This is a genomic window from Oligoflexus sp. (assembly GCF_035638955.1).
Taxonomy (GTDB): domain Bacteria; phylum Bdellovibrionota_B; class Oligoflexia; order Oligoflexales; family Oligoflexaceae; genus Oligoflexus.
This window is the reverse complement of the sequence record NZ_DASQYZ010000276.1, coordinates 17819-40523: the sequence shown is the minus strand read 5'-3', so window position 1 is coordinate 40523 and position 22705 is coordinate 17819. Positions and strand designations below refer to the sequence as shown.

At 53.0% G+C, this 22705-nt stretch carries 18 protein-coding genes; 10 read left to right on the top strand and 8 right to left on the bottom strand.

Annotated features, from left to right (window positions below; all coding sequences use genetic code 11):
• Nucleotides 1-6 precede the first annotated feature (6 nt).
• Genes VE954_RS25190 through VE954_RS25170 form a run of 5 tightly spaced genes read right to left on the bottom strand, consistent with a single transcriptional unit; the run spans nt 7 to nt 7652 of the window.
• Nucleotides 7-606: a hypothetical protein gene (locus VE954_RS25190; protein ID WP_324958044.1), complete on the bottom strand. Its 600-nt coding sequence runs from the start codon at nt 604-606 to the stop codon at nt 7-9.
• Nucleotides 607-615: 9 nt separating this feature from the next.
• A complete protein-coding gene (locus VE954_RS25185; protein WP_324958042.1) occupies nt 616-3081 on the bottom strand; it encodes a beta-mannosidase in 2466 nt (821 codons plus the stop codon).
• Nucleotides 3078-4223 carry a sn-glycerol-3-phosphate ABC transporter ATP-binding protein UgpC gene (locus VE954_RS25180; protein WP_324958040.1) on the bottom strand — a complete coding sequence of 382 codons (1146 nt, stop codon included), beginning with the start codon at nt 4221-4223 and terminating at the stop codon, nt 3078-3080. Before VE954_RS25180 ends, VE954_RS25185 begins: the two co-directional genes overlap by 4 nt.
• A gap of 25 nt (nt 4224-4248) precedes the next feature.
• Nucleotides 4249-5160 carry a carbohydrate ABC transporter permease gene (locus VE954_RS25175; RefSeq protein WP_324958038.1) on the bottom strand — a complete coding sequence of 304 codons (912 nt, stop codon included), beginning with the start codon at nt 5158-5160 and terminating at the stop codon, nt 4249-4251.
• An 11-nt stretch (nt 5161-5171) separates the two neighbouring features.
• The gene (locus tag VE954_RS25170; protein WP_324958036.1) at nt 5172-7652 is read right to left on the bottom strand and encodes an extracellular solute-binding protein; all 2481 of its coding nucleotides are present in this window, start codon (nt 7650-7652) and stop codon (nt 5172-5174) included.
• Nucleotides 7653-8109: 457 nt separating this feature from the next.
• On the opposite strand from VE954_RS25170, the gene VE954_RS25165 reads away from it, so the two are divergent.
• From VE954_RS25165 to VE954_RS25125, 9 genes are all read left to right on the top strand, one after another.
• Nucleotides 8110-9021: an ROK family protein gene (locus VE954_RS25165; RefSeq protein ID WP_324958034.1), complete on the top strand. Its 912-nt coding sequence runs from the start codon at nt 8110-8112 to the stop codon at nt 9019-9021.
• A gap of 52 nt (nt 9022-9073) precedes the next feature.
• Nucleotides 9074-10039 (top strand): hypothetical protein, encoded by a 966-nt coding sequence (locus VE954_RS25160; RefSeq protein WP_324958033.1) that lies wholly within the window; start codon nt 9074-9076, stop codon nt 10037-10039.
• A gap of 20 nt (nt 10040-10059) precedes the next feature.
• Entirely contained in the window at nt 10060-11454 is a 1395-nt protein-coding gene (locus VE954_RS25155; RefSeq protein ID WP_324958031.1) for a carbohydrate porin, read from the top strand.
• Between the two features lies 1 nt (nt 11455).
• A complete protein-coding gene (locus tag VE954_RS25150) occupies nt 11456-12115 on the top strand; it encodes a hypothetical protein (protein ID WP_324958028.1) in 660 nt (219 codons plus the stop codon).
• A complete protein-coding gene (locus VE954_RS25145; RefSeq protein WP_324958025.1) occupies nt 12093-13496 on the top strand; it encodes a carbohydrate porin in 1404 nt (467 codons plus the stop codon). Before VE954_RS25150 ends, VE954_RS25145 begins: the two co-directional genes overlap by 23 nt.
• 20 nt (nt 13497-13516) lie before the next feature.
• Complete coding sequence (locus VE954_RS25140) at nt 13517-14719, top strand: hypothetical protein (RefSeq protein ID WP_324958023.1); 1203 nt, start codon at nt 13517-13519, stop codon at nt 14717-14719.
• Nucleotides 14720-14744: 25 nt separating this feature from the next.
• Entirely contained in the window at nt 14745-15176 is a 432-nt protein-coding gene (locus VE954_RS25135) for a hypothetical protein (RefSeq protein ID WP_324958021.1), read from the top strand.
• Nucleotides 15134-15733, top strand: a complete 600-nt coding sequence (locus VE954_RS25130) for an SGNH/GDSL hydrolase family protein (RefSeq protein ID WP_324958019.1) — start codon at nt 15134-15136, stop codon at nt 15731-15733. Before VE954_RS25135 ends, VE954_RS25130 begins: the two co-directional genes overlap by 43 nt.
• A gap of 576 nt (nt 15734-16309) precedes the next feature.
• Nucleotides 16310-18265 (top strand): glycosyl hydrolase family 8, encoded by a 1956-nt coding sequence (locus tag VE954_RS25125; protein WP_324958017.1) that lies wholly within the window; start codon nt 16310-16312, stop codon nt 18263-18265.
• Nucleotides 18266-18529: 264 nt separating this feature from the next.
• Here VE954_RS25125 and VE954_RS25120 read toward each other — a convergent pair whose 3' ends face one another.
• A complete protein-coding gene (locus tag VE954_RS25120) occupies nt 18530-19063 on the bottom strand; it encodes a hypothetical protein (protein WP_324958014.1) in 534 nt (177 codons plus the stop codon).
• On the bottom strand, nt 19060-19194 hold the full coding sequence (locus tag VE954_RS25115) for a hypothetical protein (RefSeq protein WP_324958012.1): 135 nt from the start codon (nt 19192-19194) through the stop codon (nt 19060-19062). Before VE954_RS25115 ends, VE954_RS25120 begins: the two co-directional genes overlap by 4 nt.
• Nucleotides 19195-19681: 487 nt before the next feature.
• Here VE954_RS25115 and VE954_RS25110 point away from each other — a divergent pair, with 487 nt between their 5' ends.
• The gene (locus VE954_RS25110) at nt 19682-19924 is read left to right on the top strand and encodes a hypothetical protein (RefSeq protein ID WP_324958010.1); all 243 of its coding nucleotides are present in this window, start codon (nt 19682-19684) and stop codon (nt 19922-19924) included.
• 12 nt (nt 19925-19936) lie between these two features.
• Here the strand turns inward: VE954_RS25110 and VE954_RS25105 are convergent, their stop codons facing one another.
• Nucleotides 19937-22621 (bottom strand): 7TM diverse intracellular signaling domain-containing protein, encoded by a 2685-nt coding sequence (locus tag VE954_RS25105; protein WP_324958009.1) that lies wholly within the window; start codon nt 22619-22621, stop codon nt 19937-19939.
• Between the last annotated feature and the right edge of the window lie 84 nt (nt 22622-22705).

Here is a 22705-nt window from a genome sequence, read left to right as displayed (position 1 = left end):
GAGCTTTTAACGGGTCTGCTCAGCCGGCATTTCGATCGTAATGGGAACCGCGTCCTGGCTTCGGTCCTTGCTCAGGGCCGCCCCGTAAAGGCACAGCCCATGGCGCAGGGAAGCCTGCTCTTTCACGGAAAAGCGCAGGATATTCTGATCCCCAGGTTTCAGGTTTAAATTACGGACCCGCTCCGGATCCTCAATTTTCCATTCATACACCTGGCCTTCAGTGTCATCAGGCACCACGGTTCGCGTGCCGATTTCCACGCCATTGACGGCCAACGTCACTTCACTTTTCTCATGGGGCCGCCCGCGTTCATTCGATTCCGCACTCATGCGGGCCCTGACTGTAAATGAGGTCGGAGGCTGATCCAGACCACGGAATCGGTAATCATAATAGCCGGCACCCTTGCCACCGTACTGATGTTCAAAGGTGGTGCCTCCATCGTAAAAACCAAAATATTCCCAATCCGCGTCACTGAAGTTGGCCACGTCCAGCACCTGGCGGTGGGGATCGGGCACGGGCAAGTGTTCGTTGACGACAGCCGGCCCCTTCATCAGACACGAAGGAAGGACCAGGACAAAGCCAAACGGGATCAGACCTCCAAGCTTCATAGCGGGACCTCATGCGTAGGAGTCAAACAGCGAACGAACCCGCAACTGTTCCAGCAGCTCACCGAGCGTGATGGCGCTTTGCGGCACGGTAATGATGCGACGTTGTCCGGCATCGAGATCGAAGTAGTTATCCGAGAACACGACATCGTCGCGCACCAGATCCAATTCCACGAACTTGGCAAAGCAGGCGTTGGCTTCGACATGGACTTCCCAAACGCCCTGTCCTTCACGGATCTCGGTTTTTAAATCCGGAGCGTCGAGATTGAGCTGCTTATACGGAACAAAGGTCGCCGTTGTAAACCGCTGGCTTTGATCGTTTAGATCCACGTAGCTGACGGCGAGATACCGATCGCGCGCGAGATGTCCGGCAACGTCCGGCTTGAAGTCGAGACTTTCGATCAGACTATTGCTCAAGGGTCCGACCTCCACCATCCGCTCCCCGGACCGTAGAACGTCGCCCTTTAAAGTCATAAGTTTCCAATGCAGCATGCCATGGCTGGGCTGCAGCCGATCGTTGGTCACATGAATTTCAGCTGTTTCGCGAGTTTCCTTGACGGACACCAGGACCGGATCATAACAACGCTTGGCCCCATAATGCATGGCTTTCCAGCGGCCAAAATAATCCACCGATGACCACGACGCCGTGGGCCAGTTATCATTCAACTGCCAGTAGGTGGTCCCCATGCAACGCCCTCGATTCTGCATTAAATGCTCCACGGCATAGCGCAAAGCTTCGGACTGGCTGCATTGAGAGGTATAGACGATGCTTTCAAAATCCTTGGGATAACGATAGTAGTCGGCTATAAAATGGAAAATCTTGCTGTTCCCGTTATCGCTCTCGTTGCGCTGGTGATCCTCCATCACCGGACTGAAGATATTGCGGTCTTCAGGCGCTGTGTAACTGCGAATGGTCTTGATATTGGGAAAGCTCTGGAAACCGAATTCCGAAAGGAAGCGGTAGCAGTTTTTGCGGAATTCCGTGTAATTCTTCCGGCCGTGCCACACGTTCCAGTCATGGACGTCGCCGCGGGTGTAGTCATTGGGATTATCGAAATGGCCACCTGACGAGGGCGAAGCCGGCCAGTAGTCAATTTCGGGACAAACTTCGGCTACCAGCGCGGGGAACAGCACTTCGTACTGTTTGATGTATTCCACCCGGTTTTCCTTGGTTTTGGGAAACTCCCACTGCTCAAAAGCCCATTCCATCTCATTATTGCCACAAATCAAAGCAAGGGATGCATGGTGCCGCATACGATGCAAGGCATCACGGACTTCATGGGTGATGCTTTCATAGAATTGAGGATTATGAATATCGTAAATGGAGCAGGAGAACATCAGATCCTGCCAGACCATAATGCCGAGTTCATCGCAGATCTCAAAAAAACTATCATGAGGATAGATGCCGCCCCCCCAGACCCGCAGGCAGTTGAAATGCGCATCGACGCAGGTTTGGAGCAGCTTGCGCGTCGACGCTGGCGTCACGCGATTCAGATAAACATCTTCAGGAATATAGTTGGCGCCCTTGGCAAAGATGGCCACGCCGTTGCAGTTGAATTGAAAACTTTCTCCCCATTCATCAGGCTTGCGTTCCAGCTTCAAGGTCCGCAGACCGATGCGTTGGCTTTGGCTATGCAGGACTTTGCCGTCCTCCATAAGGTTGGCTTCAATCGTATAAAGAGGCTGCTCGCCGTAGTCATTGGGCCACCAAAGCTGGGGCCCATCGATGCGAATTTCACCCGTCCCATCCGCGGGCAGGGTTTGATGGAAGGTCTTGCCCTGGGGGTTGGTCACTGTCACGTCCAGCTGCCGTGAACCGGTCGTCCAGCTTTCCACCTTCGATGTCAAAGCCAGCGTCACAGAACCCTTGTCATGGGTTTGCGTGATATGCAGGTCCGCGATGCGGGCTTTTTCATAACGAACGAGACGGATATCCCGATAAATACCGGTATCGGGAATCTGAGGCCCCCAGTCCCAGCCAAAGGAACAAAACATTTTACGGATATGGTTGGCGCCGATAAGGGGCGTTCCCACCTGCCACAGTTTACGGGTTTTATCCTTGGCCGCTATCACCTCAATGATGTTGGCAAAACGCAGCTCAATCTGGTTATCCCCGGCCTTCAACTGAGCTGACACATCGAAGCGATAACGCCGATGCATGTTATCGACTGAAGCCACCAGCTTGCCGTTTAAATAAAGATCGGCGATGGTATCGATGCCGTCACATTCCAGAAAAACCGGTGCATGGGCGTTTGGCATGAGGTCCTGGGCCAGGTGAAAAGAACGGCTGAAGGTGAAGGCCCGATTGGCCAGCTCCGCACACTGCCTATTGTTTTCACCGTAGTAAACATCATGTTCACCCCAATACCCGGAAGCTTCAAGCTCCTTGAAAAAAGACGTCGGCACCTGCCCGTCGAATTGAAAGCGTCCGTCATCGGACGCGATGTGCCAGGTTCCATTGAGCGATAATGATTTCATGCGTAAATCCCCATCTGAGCACTCAGCCCTGAGTGTCTATGTAACGGCAGACTCACTTGGGTTCTGCCATCAAAAAAATGCAGTCGATCGATCAGAACAGGCAACGCCACCTCCTGACCCACGGTCCATGAGCCCTGTTCCACCCGGGCAATCCAATGCGCCTGCCCCGTTTCACAGTACAGATAGGTTTCAGCTCCCAGGGGTTCGACCACCCGTATTTTACCGTGGAGGCGGGGTGCGTCCCGCTGCTGCCAGGCCTGGCTGCAGCCAATCATTTCAGGCCGCAGGCCGAGGGTCAGGGGAACCGGGCCTGTGTGTTGGGCAAAGTCTTTATAAGCGTCTGGCAACGCCAGATGAATGCCCTCGCTTTGGTGAAAGGCCCAGCCACGATCAGTATGAACCAACATACCTTCAAAAAAATTCATGGCCGGACTGCCGATAAAGCCCGCTACGAAACGGTTGGCCGGGTTGTTGTAGATTTCCATGGGACGATCCATCTGCTGAATCACTCCATCCTTCATCACCACAATGCGATCCCCCATGGTCATGGCTTCCGTTTGATCATGGGTCACATAAATCGCGGTGACGCCGAGCCGGTGATGCAGATCCCGGATCTCGACCCGCATTTGCACTCGAAGCTTGGCATCCAGATTGGAAAGGGGTTCATCAAACAGAAAAATGGAAGGCTGACGTACAATCGCGCGGCCGATAGCCACCCGCTGCCTTTGACCACCGGACAGTTCGCGTGGCAAGCGTTCCAGCAGGTGACGAATGTCGAGAATACGGGCCGCGTCCTGCACACGCCGATCAATTTCAGCTTTCTGTACTTTGCGTAAACTCAGACTGAAGGCCATGTTTTTATAAACAGTCATATGGGGATACAGAGCATAATTTTGAAAGACCATGGCAATGTCCCTGTCCTTGGAAGGCAGGGTATTGACCACGCGGTTGTTGATTTTCAAGGTTCCCGAAGTGATGTCCTCCAGGCCTGCTATCATATTGAGCAGCGTGGACTTGCCACAGCCGGATGGTCCCACCAGCACCACGAATTCGCCGTCATGGACCTCCAGGTTCGCTTGATTCACCGCCAGGCAGCCGTTGCCATAATCCTTGCAGATGTTGTTTAAACTCAATTGAGCCATCGTATCAATCTCCCTCGTCGCGGCCTTACTCTTTGAGGCCGCTGTTGGCAAAGCTGCTGACTATCTGTTTCTGAAAGATGAAGAAAAAAATCAAAGCGGGCACGATGGACAGCAGGGAGCCCGCCATCTGCACGTTCTCCTGGCCGCCGAAGCGCCCTTGAAGCATCGAAATCACCAGCGGAATGGTGTAACGGTCTTCATCCAGAAGGTAAATCATGGGACCGATAAAACCATTCCAGGAGCCCAAAAAGCTGAGGATACCGATGGAAGCCAAAAGTGGTCGGCACAGTGGCAGAATAATCTGAAAGAAGATTCTCCATTCCGAGCAGCCGTCCATCCTTGCGGCTTGAATGAGATCCCTGGGAATTTTGCTGATAAACTGCCGCGCGAGAAAAACATAAAAAATACTGGCGAGGCCAGGCACGATCAAAGGCCAGTAGGTATTGACCCAACCAAAATCGCGGGCGAGAATGAAATTGGGCACCAGAAGCACCGCACCGGGTACCATCATGGTCGACAGTAAAAGGAAAAAGATGCGATCCCGTCCTGGAAAACGGTGTTTGGCAAAGGCATAACCCGCGAGCGGACACAGCAGCATGTTGCCAAGGGTCGTCACCACCGCGATGACAAAACTATTCCAGGCCGCGTGCAGATAAGCCGTGCCATTTAACAGGCGTCGCAAGGGGTCCAAGGTGGGATTTTGGACCCAGAGCGACACTTCATCGTGAGCCAGCTCTGCTGTCGATTTAAAAGTCGTGATCAGCATGTAATAGAAGGGCATGGCGAATAGCAAAGCCGCCAGGGCTAGAGCCAGGTAAACCCAAACCAGTCGCCTTGCTTTCCAGCGACCCAGAGTTTGCCACGGATTCCACACCTTGTCCGAAGGTTCCCAGTTCAGGGTCAACGGCTGCGCGGGCAGTTCTTTATCAATATTCATCACAGTCTCCCCTATTCCGCTGTCTTTTGCCGCAGCACGCGAAGCTGCAGCATGGTCAAGCCCAGGATCACTAGAAACAGAATGTACGCCACGGCTGAAGCACGCCCCATTTTGAACTGTTCAAAACCAAGGTCATAAATCAACGGCACCATCGTCCGTCCCGCATCGTTGGGTCCAAATTTCGAGCCGGCATAACCGGATCCACCGCCGAGCATATAGATCTGTTCAAAAACCTGAAAACTGCCTATCAAGCCCATGATCAGGGCAAAAAACAGCTGCGGCCTGATACCCGGCAGGGACACATGCCAAAACTTTTGCCACCAGCCCGCGCCATCAATCTCGGCGGCCTTATAAAGCTGAGTGGGAATCTGCTGCAAACCCGCTAAAAAAAGCAGAATGGTGAAGGCCAGCCCATGCCAGATCGCAAGCGCCATCACGCAGGATAAAAAGGTTTGCTCATCCTTCAGGAATAAAATCGGATTGCTGATCCAACCGAGTCGCAATAGGGCCGCATTGAGCCAGCCCATGGATGACTCCCGGTAGAGCTGGGTAAAGATCAAGGACACCGACACGGCACTGGTGATCAGCGGAGAAAAGTACAGAAAGCGCCAGAATCTTTGGCTGATCAAATCGTTATTGAGGAGCGCGGCAAAGAGCAGGGCTAACGCGATGCCCAAAGGTACCGTCACACTCACATAAGTCATGGTTTTGCCGATGCTGCGCAGAACATTTTCGGAATCACTCAGATCAAGGGACGTGAGATAGTGCTGCCAGCCGATCCACTTGGCTGATGCCAGCGGCAATATTGAGTGATATTCCGTGAACGAAAGATACAGGGAGGTCAGCATGGGCACGACGACAAAAACCAGGGACAGGAGGCAGGGCACGGCTATGAAAGCATAGGACGTGCGAAAGGCTCGAAGGCCAGGCATGGTAAACACCAGCAGCGTGCCCAGCAGAAGCGCCCCAAGCGCGCCCCATTTGAGATAATCCAGGATATGGGTCCGTCCTTCAAAGGTGTCGAGCCGAGCGACGATGTCACCGTAACTGTTTTGATAGCGAGCGCTTTCCTCCCGCAGACGCTCCAGGGCCAAGGGATAGTGACGGGCGTATTCCGTCGCCAGCTGGTCCCGGATCCACGCCTGCATACTGTCCCGCTGCGGACGCCCCTGGGCGGACGCCATCCACTTGATATAATCCCAGCGGGTCATTTCGCGCGCCTCAGCCTCCGCCGTTAAACGACGATTGATGGCCGTTCCCATCCGATCGAGAATACGGGCTTCCATCTGATCGGTATCGGGTTTGCCCTTGAGTGAGGGAAAGGATTGAAAGGTATCCAGAATTCCGCGCAAGGCATCAATGATTTTTCTTTGATCGCGAAATTCGGGACGCGCCCAAAACGCAGCCTGGGACGCATCCCAGACTTCCTTGACGGGTGAGATATTAAAGGCCGCCGCCTGCCCTTCCCGCTGCACCCGCTCCAGGATCATGAACTGCTGCGCTTCGAGGGAATTCAAAAACTTCAGCCAGGCAAAGGCCGCATCCTTGTTCCTGGATTTTTGAAAAATGACATACGAAGTCCCGCCCATCACATTGATCGCCCGACCGTCATCCGCCTTGGGCCAGGGCACAACACCCCAACGCGCCTCGGCTTCAGGCGCAATCTTCTGAATGGAGCTGGCCACCCAGTTGCCGTCCACCATCATCCCGAGGGATTGATCCGGCACATCCGACAGAAAGCGCCCGATCGTGCGATCGGTGGAACCATCCCCGATGGCATCATGCAGATGCCAAAGGTTCAAACCGTGGGCCACACCTTTCTGGTAGCCAGGCTGCAGCCAATCGAGTCCTGGCTGGCCGTCGGCCCCCTGGCTGACACCCGCATAGCCAAAGGGCAGTGTCTGATAATAGAGCGCCCATTGTTCCCCGCGCGTCCAACCATAATGAAAGTGGTAGCGATGGATTTCCAGGGTCTCGATGGTGTTCTGCAGTTCGCTCCAGGTTTGCGGCGGCGTTAGCTTCAATCGTTCAAACACATCCTTGCGATAGTAGAGAACGGCTGTGACCAGTTCCGTCGGCAGACCATAAAGATGCCCATTGAAGGTAAACTGCGGCAAAGTTCCAGGAAAGAATCGCTGCTTCAGCTCGTCGATTTCTTTTGGAAACGCCTGATCCAACGCCACCACACCGCCCAGGGATCCCCATTCCATCGGTGATCCCAGGTTGGCAACGCCGACATCCGGTGGCAAAGCGGCTGCCATCGACGTGAGATATTTCTGATTGAAATTACCCCAGGACAGCGGCGTGATGTTCACCGCATAGCCGCTCTGTTCCTGAAACTTGCGAGCCAGCTCGCGATACATGATCGAATCTTCGATGCCATTGCCCACAACCCAAAACTGCAGCTGTTGAGATCGCTCAGCCCTGGCCGCAGGGATACAGAGCAGCTGGAAGATGACCAGCCATAACCAGTTTAAATTAAGCTCTGACACTCATTGCTCCCTTATCCTCAGCGCACATTTTTTGGATAACTCTCCTAACACTTGTGGAGTCGATTCTTCAGCCGAAATAATCGACTTTCATTAATCGTTATCTATTGTGCCCTGACGCATCAAACTTGATTCGAAATTCCATTTCATCTCGTAATTCGTCCGAACCAAGTCGTCCACTGAAAAAAAATTTTAGGCACGCCAACGGTCGCGAAACACGTTATTCAATTACTTCATTCGAGCAGGCGCGTCGCTGTTTTCAGCTAATTTTTCCGGTAAAAATGTTGAAAAATTACAAGTCTGTCCAAGACCCTAACTATAGAGAGGAACCAAACGTCCCTTACGAAAAAATCGTCAGAACCATTTAGTAAATTTTGTTAACAAAGTGGAACGGTAATAATTCTTGTGTTTCCCATCAAAAAAGTGGAATCACAGGCAAAGAGTTGAATGGGAGTTTTTCATGAAATTGGGTATCGACCTGGGTGGAACCAAGATCGAAATCCTGGCTCTTGATGATCATGGCCAGGAATTGCTTCGCCGACGTGTCCCTACTCCTCGAGGCTCTTACCGGCCAATCGTCGAATGTCTTCGCCGACTCGTCGAGGACGCTGAAGCCGAATTGGGCAACAAAGGGACCTTGGGAATTGGAATCCCCGGCGCAATCGATCCTCATAATGGATTAGTAAAAAACGCTAACACGACAGAACTGATAGGACAGCCCCTGCAGAGTGACCTTGAGCGTTTATTGGATCGACCGATTCGCGTCGCCAATGACGCCAACTGTTTCGCGCTGTCGGAAGCCTGGGATGGTGCCGGCGCCTATGCGTCCACCGTATTCGGCATCATCCTGGGAACTGGCTGTGGTGGCGGCATTGTGTATCAGAGGCAGCTGCTGGTTGGGTTGAATTCGATTGGTGGTGAATGGGGACATAACCGTCTGCCGGATCCTTTGCCTTATGATTTGCCGAGTCCCTATTGTTACTGCGGACAACGCGGCTGCATTGAAACCTATGTTTCCGGTTCAGGTTTGGCGCGCGATTATGCTGCAGTTACCGGTAAACAGGCCCATGCGCAAAAAATCGTTGAGCTCGCAGAAAAAGGCGATCCCGAGGCGGATGCCGCGTTGGAGAGACTCGAACATCGGCTGGCTCGAAGTCTGGCATCCGTCATCAATATCCTGGATCCCGACGTGATCGTGGCAGGCGGCGGCCTTTCCAATTGCATGCGTATTTATCAAAACGTGCCGCGCATCTGGAGTGAGTATATTTTCAGCCCGGATGTGCGGACCCGTTTCGTGCCTGGCCGCTTCGGCGATTCCAGCGGCGTCCGAGGTGCGGCGCATTTGAATTCTCAAGGGCAGTTCAGTCGATAAAGGATCGCAAAGGTTATGAAAAATAAGGGGGGCAAAATTAATGAACATGGTTATGAGATGGAGTCTCGTGCTGGCCCTGATGGCTTGTGGTCGCCCCGATACGACCCCGGTTGGCCAGGTCCAGGACTGTGATAACGGTACGTATTTTAGCTTGAAAACGCAAAGCTGCCAAACCCTATGGGGGTACGAAACCCGCTTGGACGAGACAGGCTTTGAAAGCATGCACATTGCCAATGGTGTGACCGTTCCTCGTAAAATCAACGGTCAATCGCCATTTCTGGTGACCGTTGCTTATAACGTCTCGCGTCCGACGTCACTCGAAGTTGTGATGAAAGAGGTCCTCTTCGGGACCGTCGGCGGCGATGGGCTTACGGATTGGCAGAAACTGGAACTCGAACCCGGATCCGGCGTCCGCTCCCTGGTCCTCACACCGAACTATACCTTGCCCAAGGGCCGGGCCGCCGCCTACATGGATGGACGCTGGACCATTGACACCGGCTATATGCTCGAGATCAAAGGAGGTGATCGATTCGAGGATGAGGACGCGGATCAAATTGCATCCTGGCGTGTGGCCGGGATACAAGTCGATCCCGAAGCACCACGGGATCCGGCAGCGAAATCCCTTATTTTAGGCGCCATGGTGGTTCCTGATCAGATCGTTGGCTGTCAGTTGATTGAGATTGATTTACCGGTGCAACGGCTGACTTTCGCCGCCAGTTTCGATTTGGCCTTGAAACAGCCCGGTTCCAATTGGGCGTCTTATGGGGGTCAGACGATTCGCTTGGAAAAAGGTTTCGAAGGCGCTTTGCATTTTCAATTCGCAGCCAAAAGTGAGACAGGTGACTGCGCGCCACCAGGCCCCCCAGCGCAAGCGGATGCATCGGGACAGTTTCAACCGGGTGCCTACCTCTTCCAACTCGACATCTATACGGATGACGGAGGAAAGCTGGATAAAACAAGCGAAGTCTATACCGTGCCGGAAGGCTGGCGACCGGTGACTGTGGCCAGTGCGGCTTAAGATTCAGCGATGGATAAAACATGAAGACTGTGTTCCGAATCCTGGTAGGACTTACGGTTGTTTTGCTTCAGCTGCCACTCCACGCGCAGGTGCAGGAGGACGGCAAGCTGCATGGGCGCGTGAATATCAATCTTGGACTGGGACCTGGCGGCAGCCTCAGTCCCTGTTTAAGAACACAAGGCGATCAGGACCTGCAGATTGCGCGTGATGACTGCGCGGAAACCGAAGGGGTTCTGGCCTGGTCCAAGTATTTTATGCGCGGCGGGACGCAACAGATATGGGCGCGTGCTTTGATCGACCTCACCTTGAGAGTGCCGATGGAACGAGGCTGGGCCGACACCACCGGAGGCAACAGTGGCCTCGTTCTGGGCAATCGCAATTTTTTTGCGGAGGTTGGGAACTTTTGGGGATCGAAGGAAGTGGTCTGGGTTGGCAATCGCAGCTACGACTACGAAGATCTTTGGACCCTTGATCTGCGGATCCTGGATCAGCATGGTCCGGGTCTCGGCATGAATAACATTGATTTGGGGTGGGGCACCCTGGGTTTGGCTTTTTTCCGCGTGAATTCTAAAAATGGTGGACCGTCGCAGGATACGCTGGATCTGCGTTGGGATCGACTGCCGTTGTTTGGAGGCCTCCTCAAGTTCGCTCTCTTGCAAACCCGCACGCTCAGTACCGATAGCAAAACCGGAGCTAAAAAATATGCGCCGATGACCGGCACGCAGCTGGCTTTGATCCACCGTTGGGATGATGAGGACAGCGAAAATAAGTTTTTCATGCAAGCGGGCCAGGGGCTTTATGGTGGAAATGATCTGGTGCCCTTCGATCAAGGTCGTGGTTCGGAATTTAACAACACGGGCGAGGAACGCGATCCGATCTGGCTCGATGCCACCCTTTATCATGAAGAACGGCAGGCTCTGAAACGTTCACGTGCCTATCGGATCGGCAATCAGTATCTCCTCTATCCGGAATTCCTGCCATTTTCCCTGCATACTGCGGCTCTCTATGAGCGGGTGGAATTTGGTGGCCTGCACTACGAAGACGAAGGCCTGATTTTCGATCGGCCGCGTATGGAAACCCGTGCCTGGATTCTGAGACCCATGTGGGATATCACCACCCGCCAGAGTCTGGCTCTCAGCCACGCGGCCGTTCTCATTCAAAATGGGCTCGGCTATCATCGGCGGCTTCTGGATGGAACTCTAAGCGAGAGTCGCAAGCCCGTCGATCGCAGTCTCAGACGCAGTGAAATAGCCTATATTGTGCGTCCCCTCGGCTGGGGTGGCGGCACGGAAGCCAAACTTTATGCGGCTTATAACGAATGGAATCCGGAAACGAGGCGTGATGTGTCGCGAGGCCCACTGCAAAATAAAACGCACGGCTGGACGGGTGGTTTAACCATGAGCCTTTGGTGGTGATATGAAAACATTGGGAAGTCTCGCGTGCCTTTTGCTGCTTCTGCTGCCAACCCAGGCGCGGGCGGAACTGCTGGATGGTTTTGAAAAGGACAACAAGTGGCGGCTCGCCGACTGGGGTGATGAGTCGAAGTCGGAAACCACGGAAACATCATTTACCGAGGGGCAAAAGTCCCTCAAAATATTCTGGCTTGAAGGGGCGCAGCGCAAGGGCAAAGGCATCGTCATCGAGCGCGACATCAGTTCTCTGGGACGGGAATTCACCAGTCTGCGACTGGATATTGAACTGCCGGAAATCTCCAACGCGCAGGTCGCCATGGCCATCGACACCGACGAGTATTTTGAGTCCATGCCCTTCAATTTGGAAAAGGGCTGGAATCGCGATGTCGTGTTCTATTTGAAAAGTAAGACCTGGAAGGCCAAAACCACCAGCTGGCAGTATCAAAGCGCGGTGAATCTGACCACGGTGCCGAAGAAGATTTATCTCCTCTTTTTCATGCCCGATCAACCGACCGGAATTTTTCACCTGGACAATATTCGCCTGGCGCAGGAAGTGGAGCCGCAGGTCAGTGTAGGGCCACAGGCTGAGCAGCAGCCGGTCCGCAGCAAAAAGAACCACTATCGGCCGCGGGAGTTGCCCATTGAAATCTTCATTCGCCCCTAAGGCCACAGGATGGATGGGCGCCTTCTGGTTTCTGCTGCTGGTGGCTTGGCTTCAACCCCGATCAGCCGAGGCTCAGGAATTGAAGAGCTGGTGGAAATTTGGCCTTAACCTTGGCCTCAACGAAGCGGGCGTCAGTTGCAAACCGATCAACCAGCCACAGAAATCCGGACTTTGGGTCAGCGGTGCCGGCGGCTCGTGTCAAGGGGCCTGGTCGGAACTTTTTAATCAGTACCACCTCCGCAGTCCGAGCAGCGAGGGCGGGGCTTGGGTCCGCTTTGACTTTGATTTGCAGCTGACACTCAATGGCGAACGCAGCGCCGGGACTGAGGCGATGAAAATCGGCAATCGCAATATGTTTCTGGAAGTCGGCCAATTCCTGCCGAGAGAATCGTTGTTCTGGTTTGGTCGACGGGGGTATCGTTGGGAAGGTTTTTGGCTCATCGGCATGACGATTATGAACAGCGAAGCGCCTGGGTTCGGGGTGTATAACATCGATGTGGGTCAGGGCATGCGAGCCTCGGCCGCTGCGTTTTATACCGTGTCCTATTCAGGCGGCCCCTTGCAGACGGCCTTGGACCTGCGTCTTGAGGAAATCAGCCTGCTGAATGGCAAACTCAGTCTTATTTATAACGCCACCCAGAGTGGAGCCCGTGACGCCGCAGCCGGGACCCAAAGTTATGCACCCATGCGCGGCTCCAAGTTTGCCATCATGCATAAGGCCTGGATGCCCTCGGCTTCGCACCAATTCGGAGCCATGTATGGTCAAGGCCTGTTTGGAGCGATGGATAGCGCGGATTTCGATCAAGGGCCCTTGGCCGATTCCCTGGGCCCCTGGCGCAACAATGAGCTTTTCTCGGCTTCGAGCCCACCCGAGCTGCGGGATGCCATCCGCGAATCCTCGGTTATGCGCATCGGTGAACAGTTCAGCTGGTATCCGCAAGGTCGTAGTTTTAGCCTGGATGCAGCTGTGGGCTGGCAGCGCGCTGAATTCGGCGGCTGGCGTTATGTCATCGATAATATGATTATGGAACGTCCTCCCATGCAGGCCGTGGCCGCCGCAATCCGCCCTACCCTGCAGCTGCGCCCGACCCTCGAACTGGAAACTCTGCTCGGCTATGTGTCGGTCATCGATGGTTTTGGTTATCGCCACCGGAATAGTGCGGGTGATTTGCAGGAGACGATTCGCCCCGTCGATCAATCACTGTGCAATATCTATTTTGCCCTGAATTTAAAGCCTTTGGCGCGTTGGCAGCAGAAATTTGGCCTGTATACCGGCTATTCTTTTTGGAACGCCGCCATGCGACGCGACGTCAGCAATGGACTTTATCCCGATCGAAACAGCGGTTTCTATCTGGGTCTGTCAAGTTACTGGGAAATTTAAAGTTCCATTGGGGGGATGACATGACACGACATTTTTGGGCCAGGCGTTTGACGGAAGCCATACTGATGATCATGCTGCTGGGATGCAGCCCCGATCATGATCCGAGCCAGTTTTTAGGGACGGACCTTGCCGGTTCAGGCTTTGTGACTCGACATGAAAGACAGTTCTATTTGGATGGCAAACCTTTCTTTTTCAATGGCACCAATCTTTACGAACTTGGCCTGCTCAGTGGCGCTTCCGAACAGGATGTGGATCAAACTTTAAGAAAGGTTGCCGAGCGCGGCCTGAAAGTCGTCCGCATTTGGGGGTTTAGCAATGGCAGCTGGAATGGAACCATCGCCACCCAATGGGGCCCCGGTAACTTCAACTGGGAAGGTGTTCGACGCATGGACTGGGCACTGGCCAAAGCCGCTGATTATGGTTTGAAAGTGATTTTTGTTCTGGTTAACTACGAGCCGGAATATGGCGGCATGCAATGGTGGGTCGATCAGATTGTGGGATACGGCAAGGACAGGGAACTTTTTTACACCGACGAACGCGTGCGGGCGGCCTACCGCAACTACGCCCATTTTTGGATCCACCATCGCAATTCGGTGAACAATCGCATCTATCGCGACGATCCCACGATCATGGCCTGGGAGTTGGCCAACGAACCGCATACGCGTGACGGCTATGAATGGAATCGCGGCATCAAACCAGGCACACTCGCTCATGACTGGTTATGGAGCATGGCGGAATATGTGGACCGGGAAGCCCCGAACCAGCTGATTGCCACGGGTGAAGAAGGTTATCGTAGCGAAGGCTGGAGCGATCGGCATAACTGGATCAACAATGGTCTCAAAGGCTCCGATTACGTGAGCAACCTCTATATTCCCTGGATTGACTTTGCCACACTGCATGCCTATCCCGATCAGTGGGAAATTCCGTATCATGATCGCCGCTGGATTCTCGATCATTACATCACCGATCGCTTTCGCTTGGCGTCGGATGCGAAAAAGCCTCTGGTGATCGAAGAGATCGGTTTTCGACGCTGGTATGGCGATCGGAATCAATTGATTCGTGAAGTGTTCCAGCATGCCAATCAACTGGGTATTCCCGGAACCATGGTCTGGCGCATCCAGGCTTCACCGATTGATGACGCCAGTTATGAATTTGATTTCGATGATCCAGGGGCCCAGGCCGTGTGGGAGCAGACGCATCACATGAATACCAGGAGCTACTGAATGATGAATCGATTGGCGGCCAGCCTTGATTCAAGCCGATGATAGCCGGAGCGGGGCCTGGCTGCCCCCGGATCATCCGGATCTGCAGGTTTCGGGTCGCGTGAGTTGGACCGAGCAGAACAAACTGCGTGTGATCTGGCCGGGCACGCAGATTCAAGGGCGCTTCACAGGGCGCTCCCTGGCCGTGCAACTGGAAGACACGGGTCGAACGGATTATCAGGTGATCATCGATGTTGATCTGAAAAACTCGCGACTTTTGGATACCGTCCCTGGTTTTCATGTTTATCCTTTGGCGCAAAATCTTGCGGCGGGAGAGCATCGCTCTTCCGGCGTACGGAAACCTTTTCAGGTTCCAGCCAGATCGATGGATTTTTTCTGGATCAGGGTCACGGTTTCCTGCCCTGGAATGAACCCGTGCGCCTGCATCTGGATTTTTACGGCGATTCGCAAACAGTAGGGGCCTGCAATGAATGCGGTGACGTGGAGCAGTGGGACGATCTGCGGCCTCACAATCACCTTCTATCCTATGCGGCTCTCACCAGTCGTCTGCTGAAGGCTGACAGTCACATCATAGCCGTCAGTGGCATCGGCCTGACGCTCGGCTATCAGGACTCCACCATGGCTCAGATCTGGTTCCGTGAAGGCCCGAACCCCTTGGATAAGGTGTATCCATCCACGCGTCAGCCGCATGTGATTCTCGTGAATCTTGGGCAGAACGATTTTGCCAAAGGCGTACGGGACTCGTTTACGCCAGCCTATGAGCAGTTCCTCAAGGATCTGCGTCTACGTCATCCCCAGGCCTGGATCGTCGGCCTGCTGGGAGCCATGAATGCAGCCCATGAGCCGTCGCCTTTTCCTGGCTACGTGGCGACTGCGGTGGCCAGCCAAAAGGATTCCAAAATGCTGATGTATATTTTCGAAACGCGCAGTATCGAACATCCACGGGTGCCGGATCATTTGAAGATGGCCCATGAGCTGGTGGAGTTTTTACAAAGCCACATACCCCTGACCTGAGTGGCAAGGCACGCCTTCTCATTTCTCAGGAAGATTAAGCCTGGTTCAGGACTCACTTATTCTTTTGATTGAACCGAGGAATCAAGCCAAGGGCGGAATGAACAAAGCTCATCTTGAAGGTATAAGGAAGTCTTTGGTTAGACCCGGTACGGCCGATGGAAATAGAAGTACAATGGCAGGCGGATCTGTGGCGGACCGCTTCGGAAGTTCTAACCCCGTAGTTGATACCAACCATCTGACTAACCTTTTGGCGTTTTACTCATCGAGAGAAGATGCTTTTTTCACGCTGTGAATTATTTTTCACTGGTCTGTAGAATGAGTTTCGTATTCTGCCAATAGAAAATGTTGCTGAATTATAGCCTCTTGCCTGAACGTTACTCATGCTCACCAGTTTTATGCCATGGCAGGACAGTTGGTCGCGGGGATAGGCAGCTCAATAAATCTCTTTAATTATCAAAGCATTGCGGACATTTCACGCGGTACCTGCCCGCAGACGAAGGTTTGGGTGTGGAGTATAAACGCGCAATTGTGGTGAATCAGATTAGCTGGATGGTTGTATCTCTTGTCTGAGACGTTTTGTCTGATTCTGAGAAAACCCTGTTGATGCTGTTGCGAGGAGAGGTCTCTATGAAACAAGCGATTGGCTTGTATGTGTTGATGGCTCTGACTTTTTCGGGGTGTGGAAAAACACCTCACGAAAATTCGAGGTCACCTGTCCTCACGCAGGACAGCAAAATTACGGCTGAGGAAGAAACCGATACCCATTCGCAGATTCTTAACAACCACACGATGTTGGATTCTCAGGGCTTAAGGGCAAGCTTCTTTTCAGAAGGGCAGTCGCCAATCCTCAGTAGAATCGACCAGAACGTCAACTTTGATTGGAAGGAAGGCTCGCCGGCCACAGAGGTTCCGGCGGATCGCTTCAGTGTTCGCTGGGAAGGAGAATTTGAAGCACCAGCCAATGGAGACTATGAATTTTATACAGTCGCCGATGATGGGATCAAGCTTTGGGTCGGTGATACACTGCTGATCAATGACTGGCGTGCGCATGGCGCTCTCGATATGAGTCAGACGATGCGTGGCTTGTCGGCCGGAAGGCGCTATCCGATCAAACTGGAATACTTCGAAAACATCGGTGTCGCGAGTGTCAAGCTCGGTTGGCGAGTGCCTGGCGGGGAAAGAGAAATCATCCCGACTGAAAGGTTGTTTCCATCGCAGGTTGCATCCCTGGCGAATGGCCCACTTTTGCCTCAAGTACCTTCTTCACCCGGTTCACCAGCTCCAAGCTATGATTTTCCAGCAGGCTTGAAGTATCTTCACGGAATCCTCCCTAATAAGTATACACAGGACCAGATGAATCAGGATCTTGTGACGATGTGGGGAGCATGGCGCAACGTTTACCTTAAGGAGGTCTCAAGCAGCCCCAAGGTTCTGCGTGTCGCCTCGGAGAACGGTGAGACAAGTCTAAGCGAGGGGACAGGATATGGGCTCCTCATTTCGGCTTATATGGCCAATGCCAGCAATACCGGCAAAGGTGATTTTGATGCGATTCTTCGCTATTACAAGAATTACAAAAAGCGAAACACAAAAGGAGAGAATGTAGGTCTCATGGCTTGGCGCATTGGAGCCAATGGCGATATCCTCGACAATTGGGTAGCCCCCGACGGGGACCTCGATGCAGCATTTGCACTTTTAGTGGCCGATAAAAAATGGGGCAGCGCTGGCGAGTTCAACTACAAGCAGGAGGCCATAGCGATCATAAACTCACTGATGAAGTGGAGTGTACATAACCGCAGCCCGGGGGCCTCGCAATTGATTGCCCGCTCAGATATGGCGCTGACAGACCAGGAATCAGCCGGGTCGTGGACCATGTCTTCGTATCAGACGGTTGGCTACTTCAACCAATTTAAGAAAGCTACGAACGACCCGAGGTGGCTGGAAACACTGAAAGCTGGCTATAAAATGTACGACCATTTCCATAAAGCGAACCCCTCGACCGCTCTGACGCCCTATGTGCTTCTGACGAAACCTGGTACAACGCAATATTCCAGAAAAGACGGAAAAGGTTACAATTTCGGGTATGATTCCTGTCGCACACCCTGGAGGGTTGGTATTGATTATCTCTGGTATGGCAACGCGAACGCTCTCTCGGCTCGCTCGTCTGACGGGTCCATCAACCCTCAGATTGCCCATGACATGCCGAACGTCAACACAAAGTGGCTCCAGAGAATTAGCGAAGGCAACCCTATGAATGTCCGCAGTAGCTACGAACTGAACGGTACTCCTTCAGCTACTTCTTTTGTAGGTAGTCAAAGAAACTTTGTATCGCCGATGGCTGTGGCAGCCATGGTCGATCCTTCCAATCAAGAGTGGCTTAACACCCTATACGATTGGATGCGATTGCAGACTCCGGGCACGCCCTACACGAAAAATGGCCTCAGGGCTAGCCCGAGCTACTTTGAAGATACGGTCATGATGGTAAATATGATTGCTGTAACAGGCAACATGCCGAACTTGCCTGATATGCCGTAGTTCAATGCGAAAGGGGGAGACTCCATAGCGTTTTGTAGTGGAAATGCTCGGTTGCATCTGTAAACGATGCTCAGAGCTTTGCCCTATCTCTCAAATGGAACCGACTTCAGCAAGAATGATCTCACTCCTACAAATATCAGCAGCAAATGCCTATACACATCCAATAGTGGAGGGCAGATAGGCCCAAATCTTCGGCTTTATCGCCGGACAATGGGCGGAAAGCCCTTTGAGTTTGGTCGATAGCCCTGTAGCCATGAAATCACTTTAATCCTCGGGTTTGGATTTTTTTACAATCTTCTGATGATCTGGCAGGGAACGTTGCACGATGACAGGACTTGCTTCCCGGGCAGCCTTGTGCTTGCTGCGAATCTCGCTCGTCCTTGCCTTAAGCCTTTCCCGCCACCGTTCGAAATCCGCCAGATATATGGAGCGGTCGGGCTCTGGCACATCCACGGCACCCTGCTTCATCTTCGGCCACACCACTTCAAAGAACATATCGTTGAATTTTTGGATATGCTGTCGGCGGTGCATGAACTCATCCGATTCGGTCACCAGAGCATGTATATCTGAAGCCTTCAGGACTTCATCACGGGAGAGCTGAACTGCAGCTCCCGCAAATATGATGGCCCATTCAGGATGAAGGCGGCCGGGATCCTTGAGCCGTTTGAAAAGATCGAATATCCACTCCCCGTAAAGTTCTTTGAAAGTGAGGTATTCAAGCGGAGAAAACTGGATGAACGGGAAATAGCCGAGGCTCCTGGCCTCTGCGGTGAAGTCGGCGCTCGGATCCGTGGTCATGATTCCCGCCTTGACGCCGAAAGGTCGGAATCAGGAATTTCCACCCTCTCACAGTCATCCATTTTTCTGTCGAGATCGAGATCCTGCCCCCCTGGGCTGCCGTCGTCTTCAGGCCAAAGAGTATCCTTCATACTGATCCCGCCTTTCCTTTGCGCAGTTTCGCTAGTATCGGCTGCCTGCCATGAGCCTGGCCAGACTTTATTGCTCACGCTTCCAGCTGATAGGCCAGAATTTGAGTAAAAACGTGCCGCCATCCGAGGCGGCACGCAAGGACCTAACGTTAAAAAAATGTTTCTTCCGGATTCAAATTTTGCATATCACTTCGCGTTTTTCCACAAAAAACCGTGGTCGCCGAAACGGGTTCCGATTCAAAGTCGAATGGCTCCACGTTTCAGGGCGGCTTCTGCCAGGATCTTCAAAAAATTTGCCTTTCAATATCCCACTCGAAAAACCACATTCTTCTCGTGAGCTTTTTTCGCTTGCTATACCTCTGCGTCGTGCGCGAGTTCCTGTGGCCGAGGGCAACCTGCACATCCTCGAGGGAGCACCGCCGTTATCAAAAGGACTGTACTGCCCCGCAATCTCACATCCAACGTGCAGAATGATTTTTACCTGTGCATGAATATCAAGCAGGATACGAGTGCTCCCGCCCAATCGTTTCTGAGCGCGCCCTTTGCCTTTGCTGAAGTGGGCTGGAAGCTCATCAATCTGCAGACCAATGAACCGATGTCCTGCCTTGAATTCGAGCAGGCCGGCAAGGCTGCTGAGGCCCAGGTCTTCTATGCCTTGTATTGGGCTGTCCCCATGGGCAACCAGTATACTTATAAGCAGTATATTCATAGCTTGACGGTAGGAAAGTGATTCGATCCCAAGCTAAACAATCTGCAGAGTGCGGAGTGAGTCCTGGACGCCCAGAGCGTGGGTGCCCAGCAAAGGCAGTTTGATTTCAAAGCGGACGCCGTGGCCCACCTGGTTCTTGATCGATAGCGTGCCCTGCAGCTTTTGAACGGCCTCATGCACAGCCGCCATGCCAACGCCACGACCTGAAATCAGGCTGGTGCTATCGGCCGTCGAGAAACCTTGCAAAAGGATATAGCGCGTTAAGTCTTCATCACTCATACGGTCGTGGGCCGACGCAACGCCCAGCTTTTGGGCTTTTTCCCGAATTTTTTCCAAATTCAGTCCGGCGCCATCGTCTTCAACCGCGATACAAAACGCGGCGGAATCGAAGGCGAACTGAAGCCGAATAACGCCCTCGGGGCCCTTGTCTCCACGGTCTTCCGGCAGCTCGATCCCATGATCAACAGCATTCCGAATGATGTGCACCAGGTTCCGCAGAACCGGGGAATACTGTTCGTCCACGCGCAGGGACTGACCTTCGATCTCGCAGCGAATATTTTTGCCAAGCCTTTGGGCCAGGTTCACCGCTCCATTTTCCAATGGACCGATATAACTGTGAATGGTCATCAACCGTGATTTGTGGCAAAGGTTGATGATATTCTGCCGATCAGGTTCCTTGATCCGATGCCGGGCATAGGATTCCACCGCAAGGAAATCGTCCCGATTCACCTCGACGATCTGACTATCAAACGTCCCCAGTCGCAGGACTTTTTCATGATCATGCAGGAGTCGCTCGAAATGGTCCGCGATCGCCATGATATTTGATTTTTCGACACGCGGAAGGCTTTCAATCTGGTGGATGTGCCCGACCAGATCATGGATGGCAAATGCAGCCAGGTTACCTTTCAGCGTGTGCAGAAAGGTTCGTAAAGCCGGCTGATTGTCTTTTTCAGTTTCCAAAAGGATGGCCTTCAGTTCCTCGCGGTAGTCATGAAGGAAGAACTTAAAGGATTCCTTCTCCTGAATGATATTAAGCAGCATGGTGTTGATATGCACCTGGTATTCGGCTTCCTGCAGATCGGTGGCATCATGAATCGTAAACAGCACAGCATGGATTTTCTGTTCGTGGTTTCGCAAAGCCACGCACGAGAGTCCCAGGGTTTTGGCACCCAGCTTCACCCGTGTTGGAATTTGACTTAAGCTGACCTCGGTCGGCATATTGTCTTCAAACACCTGGGCTACAGCGACACGGAAACTGCGTCTGACAGCGTCGCCCAGCTGAATCAGTTCGGGCAGGATCTGCCCAGCCTGCAGTTTCGCCCCAAGCAAGCCATGGCAGGATTCTGTAAAACCAGGCAGGATACGGCCCTGGCGATCAATCAGCAGGAAACCTGAGCTGACATTGTTGAGAATGGTATTGATCTGATCTGTTCGTTCTTCAACCTTATGCTCCAGCACCTCATTGAGCTGCCGCAGTTCCCTTTCGGTGTGTTCCACGCGATCGAAGGCCTGGTCAAAGCGTTTGGACAGAATAATGGCTTGTGAGAACACTATGCAGAAGGTCCCCAGGTGGGCCAGCGGCATCATCTGAATCACATTATTCGCCGCCAGGATATCAAACAAGCCTGCCAGGAAAAACATGGAGAAGCCGGCCATGAAGATGCGGGCGCCTTCCCGTTTTCGCGCGCATGCGAGCCCCAGACTCACGAACTGGGTTGTTCCCACGATGGCAATTACCATTTGCATGAAGCGCAAAAACAGAGGATAGATCGTCGCCGGCGTCGCGAGTATCATGACAAGCCAAAGTGCGCAGATCACCGCCACCATGTAGCTAATGTATTTTGAAAATTCCTTAGGATAAAGTTCGCTCGTCAGAACGGTCAGAGCGAAAAACCCTACAGTCATGCCCGCGTATTCTGTTTTAAATTGCAATTCCAATGGAGTATCTGGGAAAACGAGAGTCAGGATCTCACCCTCGCCCGCCGTCAGAGTCCGGATACTGACCGCCAGGCAATAGAGACCAAAATAGAGGGGCGCATAGCGACTTTTACGAATCCCCCAGAGATAGAAATGATAGAAGGCCATGATAAATATGGCCCCCACAGTAATCAAATCCCGAACGAGGTCCAGTTGATATTCGCGATAGATGGTGCGATTGGGTCCCAGCATAAGGCCACCCTTGGCGCCGATACTGAGTCGGGAAAAATTCGAAATCTGGATTGTTATGGTATTGAGTTCGGGGCCGGGCAGCAAATCGTAAAAGGTCAGGCTCTTGCGCGCCACCTCTGTATTGGCATCGGTTCCAACCTTGCCAATGGGATCCAGTTCCTTGCCGTTAAACCAAACTCTGACAGCTGACGCCATTTCTGGAACACGCAGGGTCAAAGCCTGATCGCTCCGAGCCTTAAACTCCAGATGATAGGTCGCATAACCCTGGGACTGCGCGGCCACTTCCGGGAAAGGTGCCTTGGCCCAGTTCGATTCAGGTGAGAAATAACCGGTGCGCTGCCCTTTGCCTTGAGCCAGCTCTGCAGGCGTGATCAACTGATTCCAATAGAACTGCCACTCGCCGGCTAAGGCCTGGACTTCCTGCTGATCCCAATTCACTTGGGATAAATCGCAAAACCCTGCACGAGCGCAAGCATTCGAATCGGCTTCATGCATCCCAAGGAGCAGAAGACAAAGAATCAGCAGGTTTTTCCAAGTCCGAGTGCGCATATTTCCCAGCCTATGGCTCTGCTATCGACATTCTGTCTCGAAGAATAAGCAGGTTGCGTGGGGATGCCCTTGGGCTTATCTGCA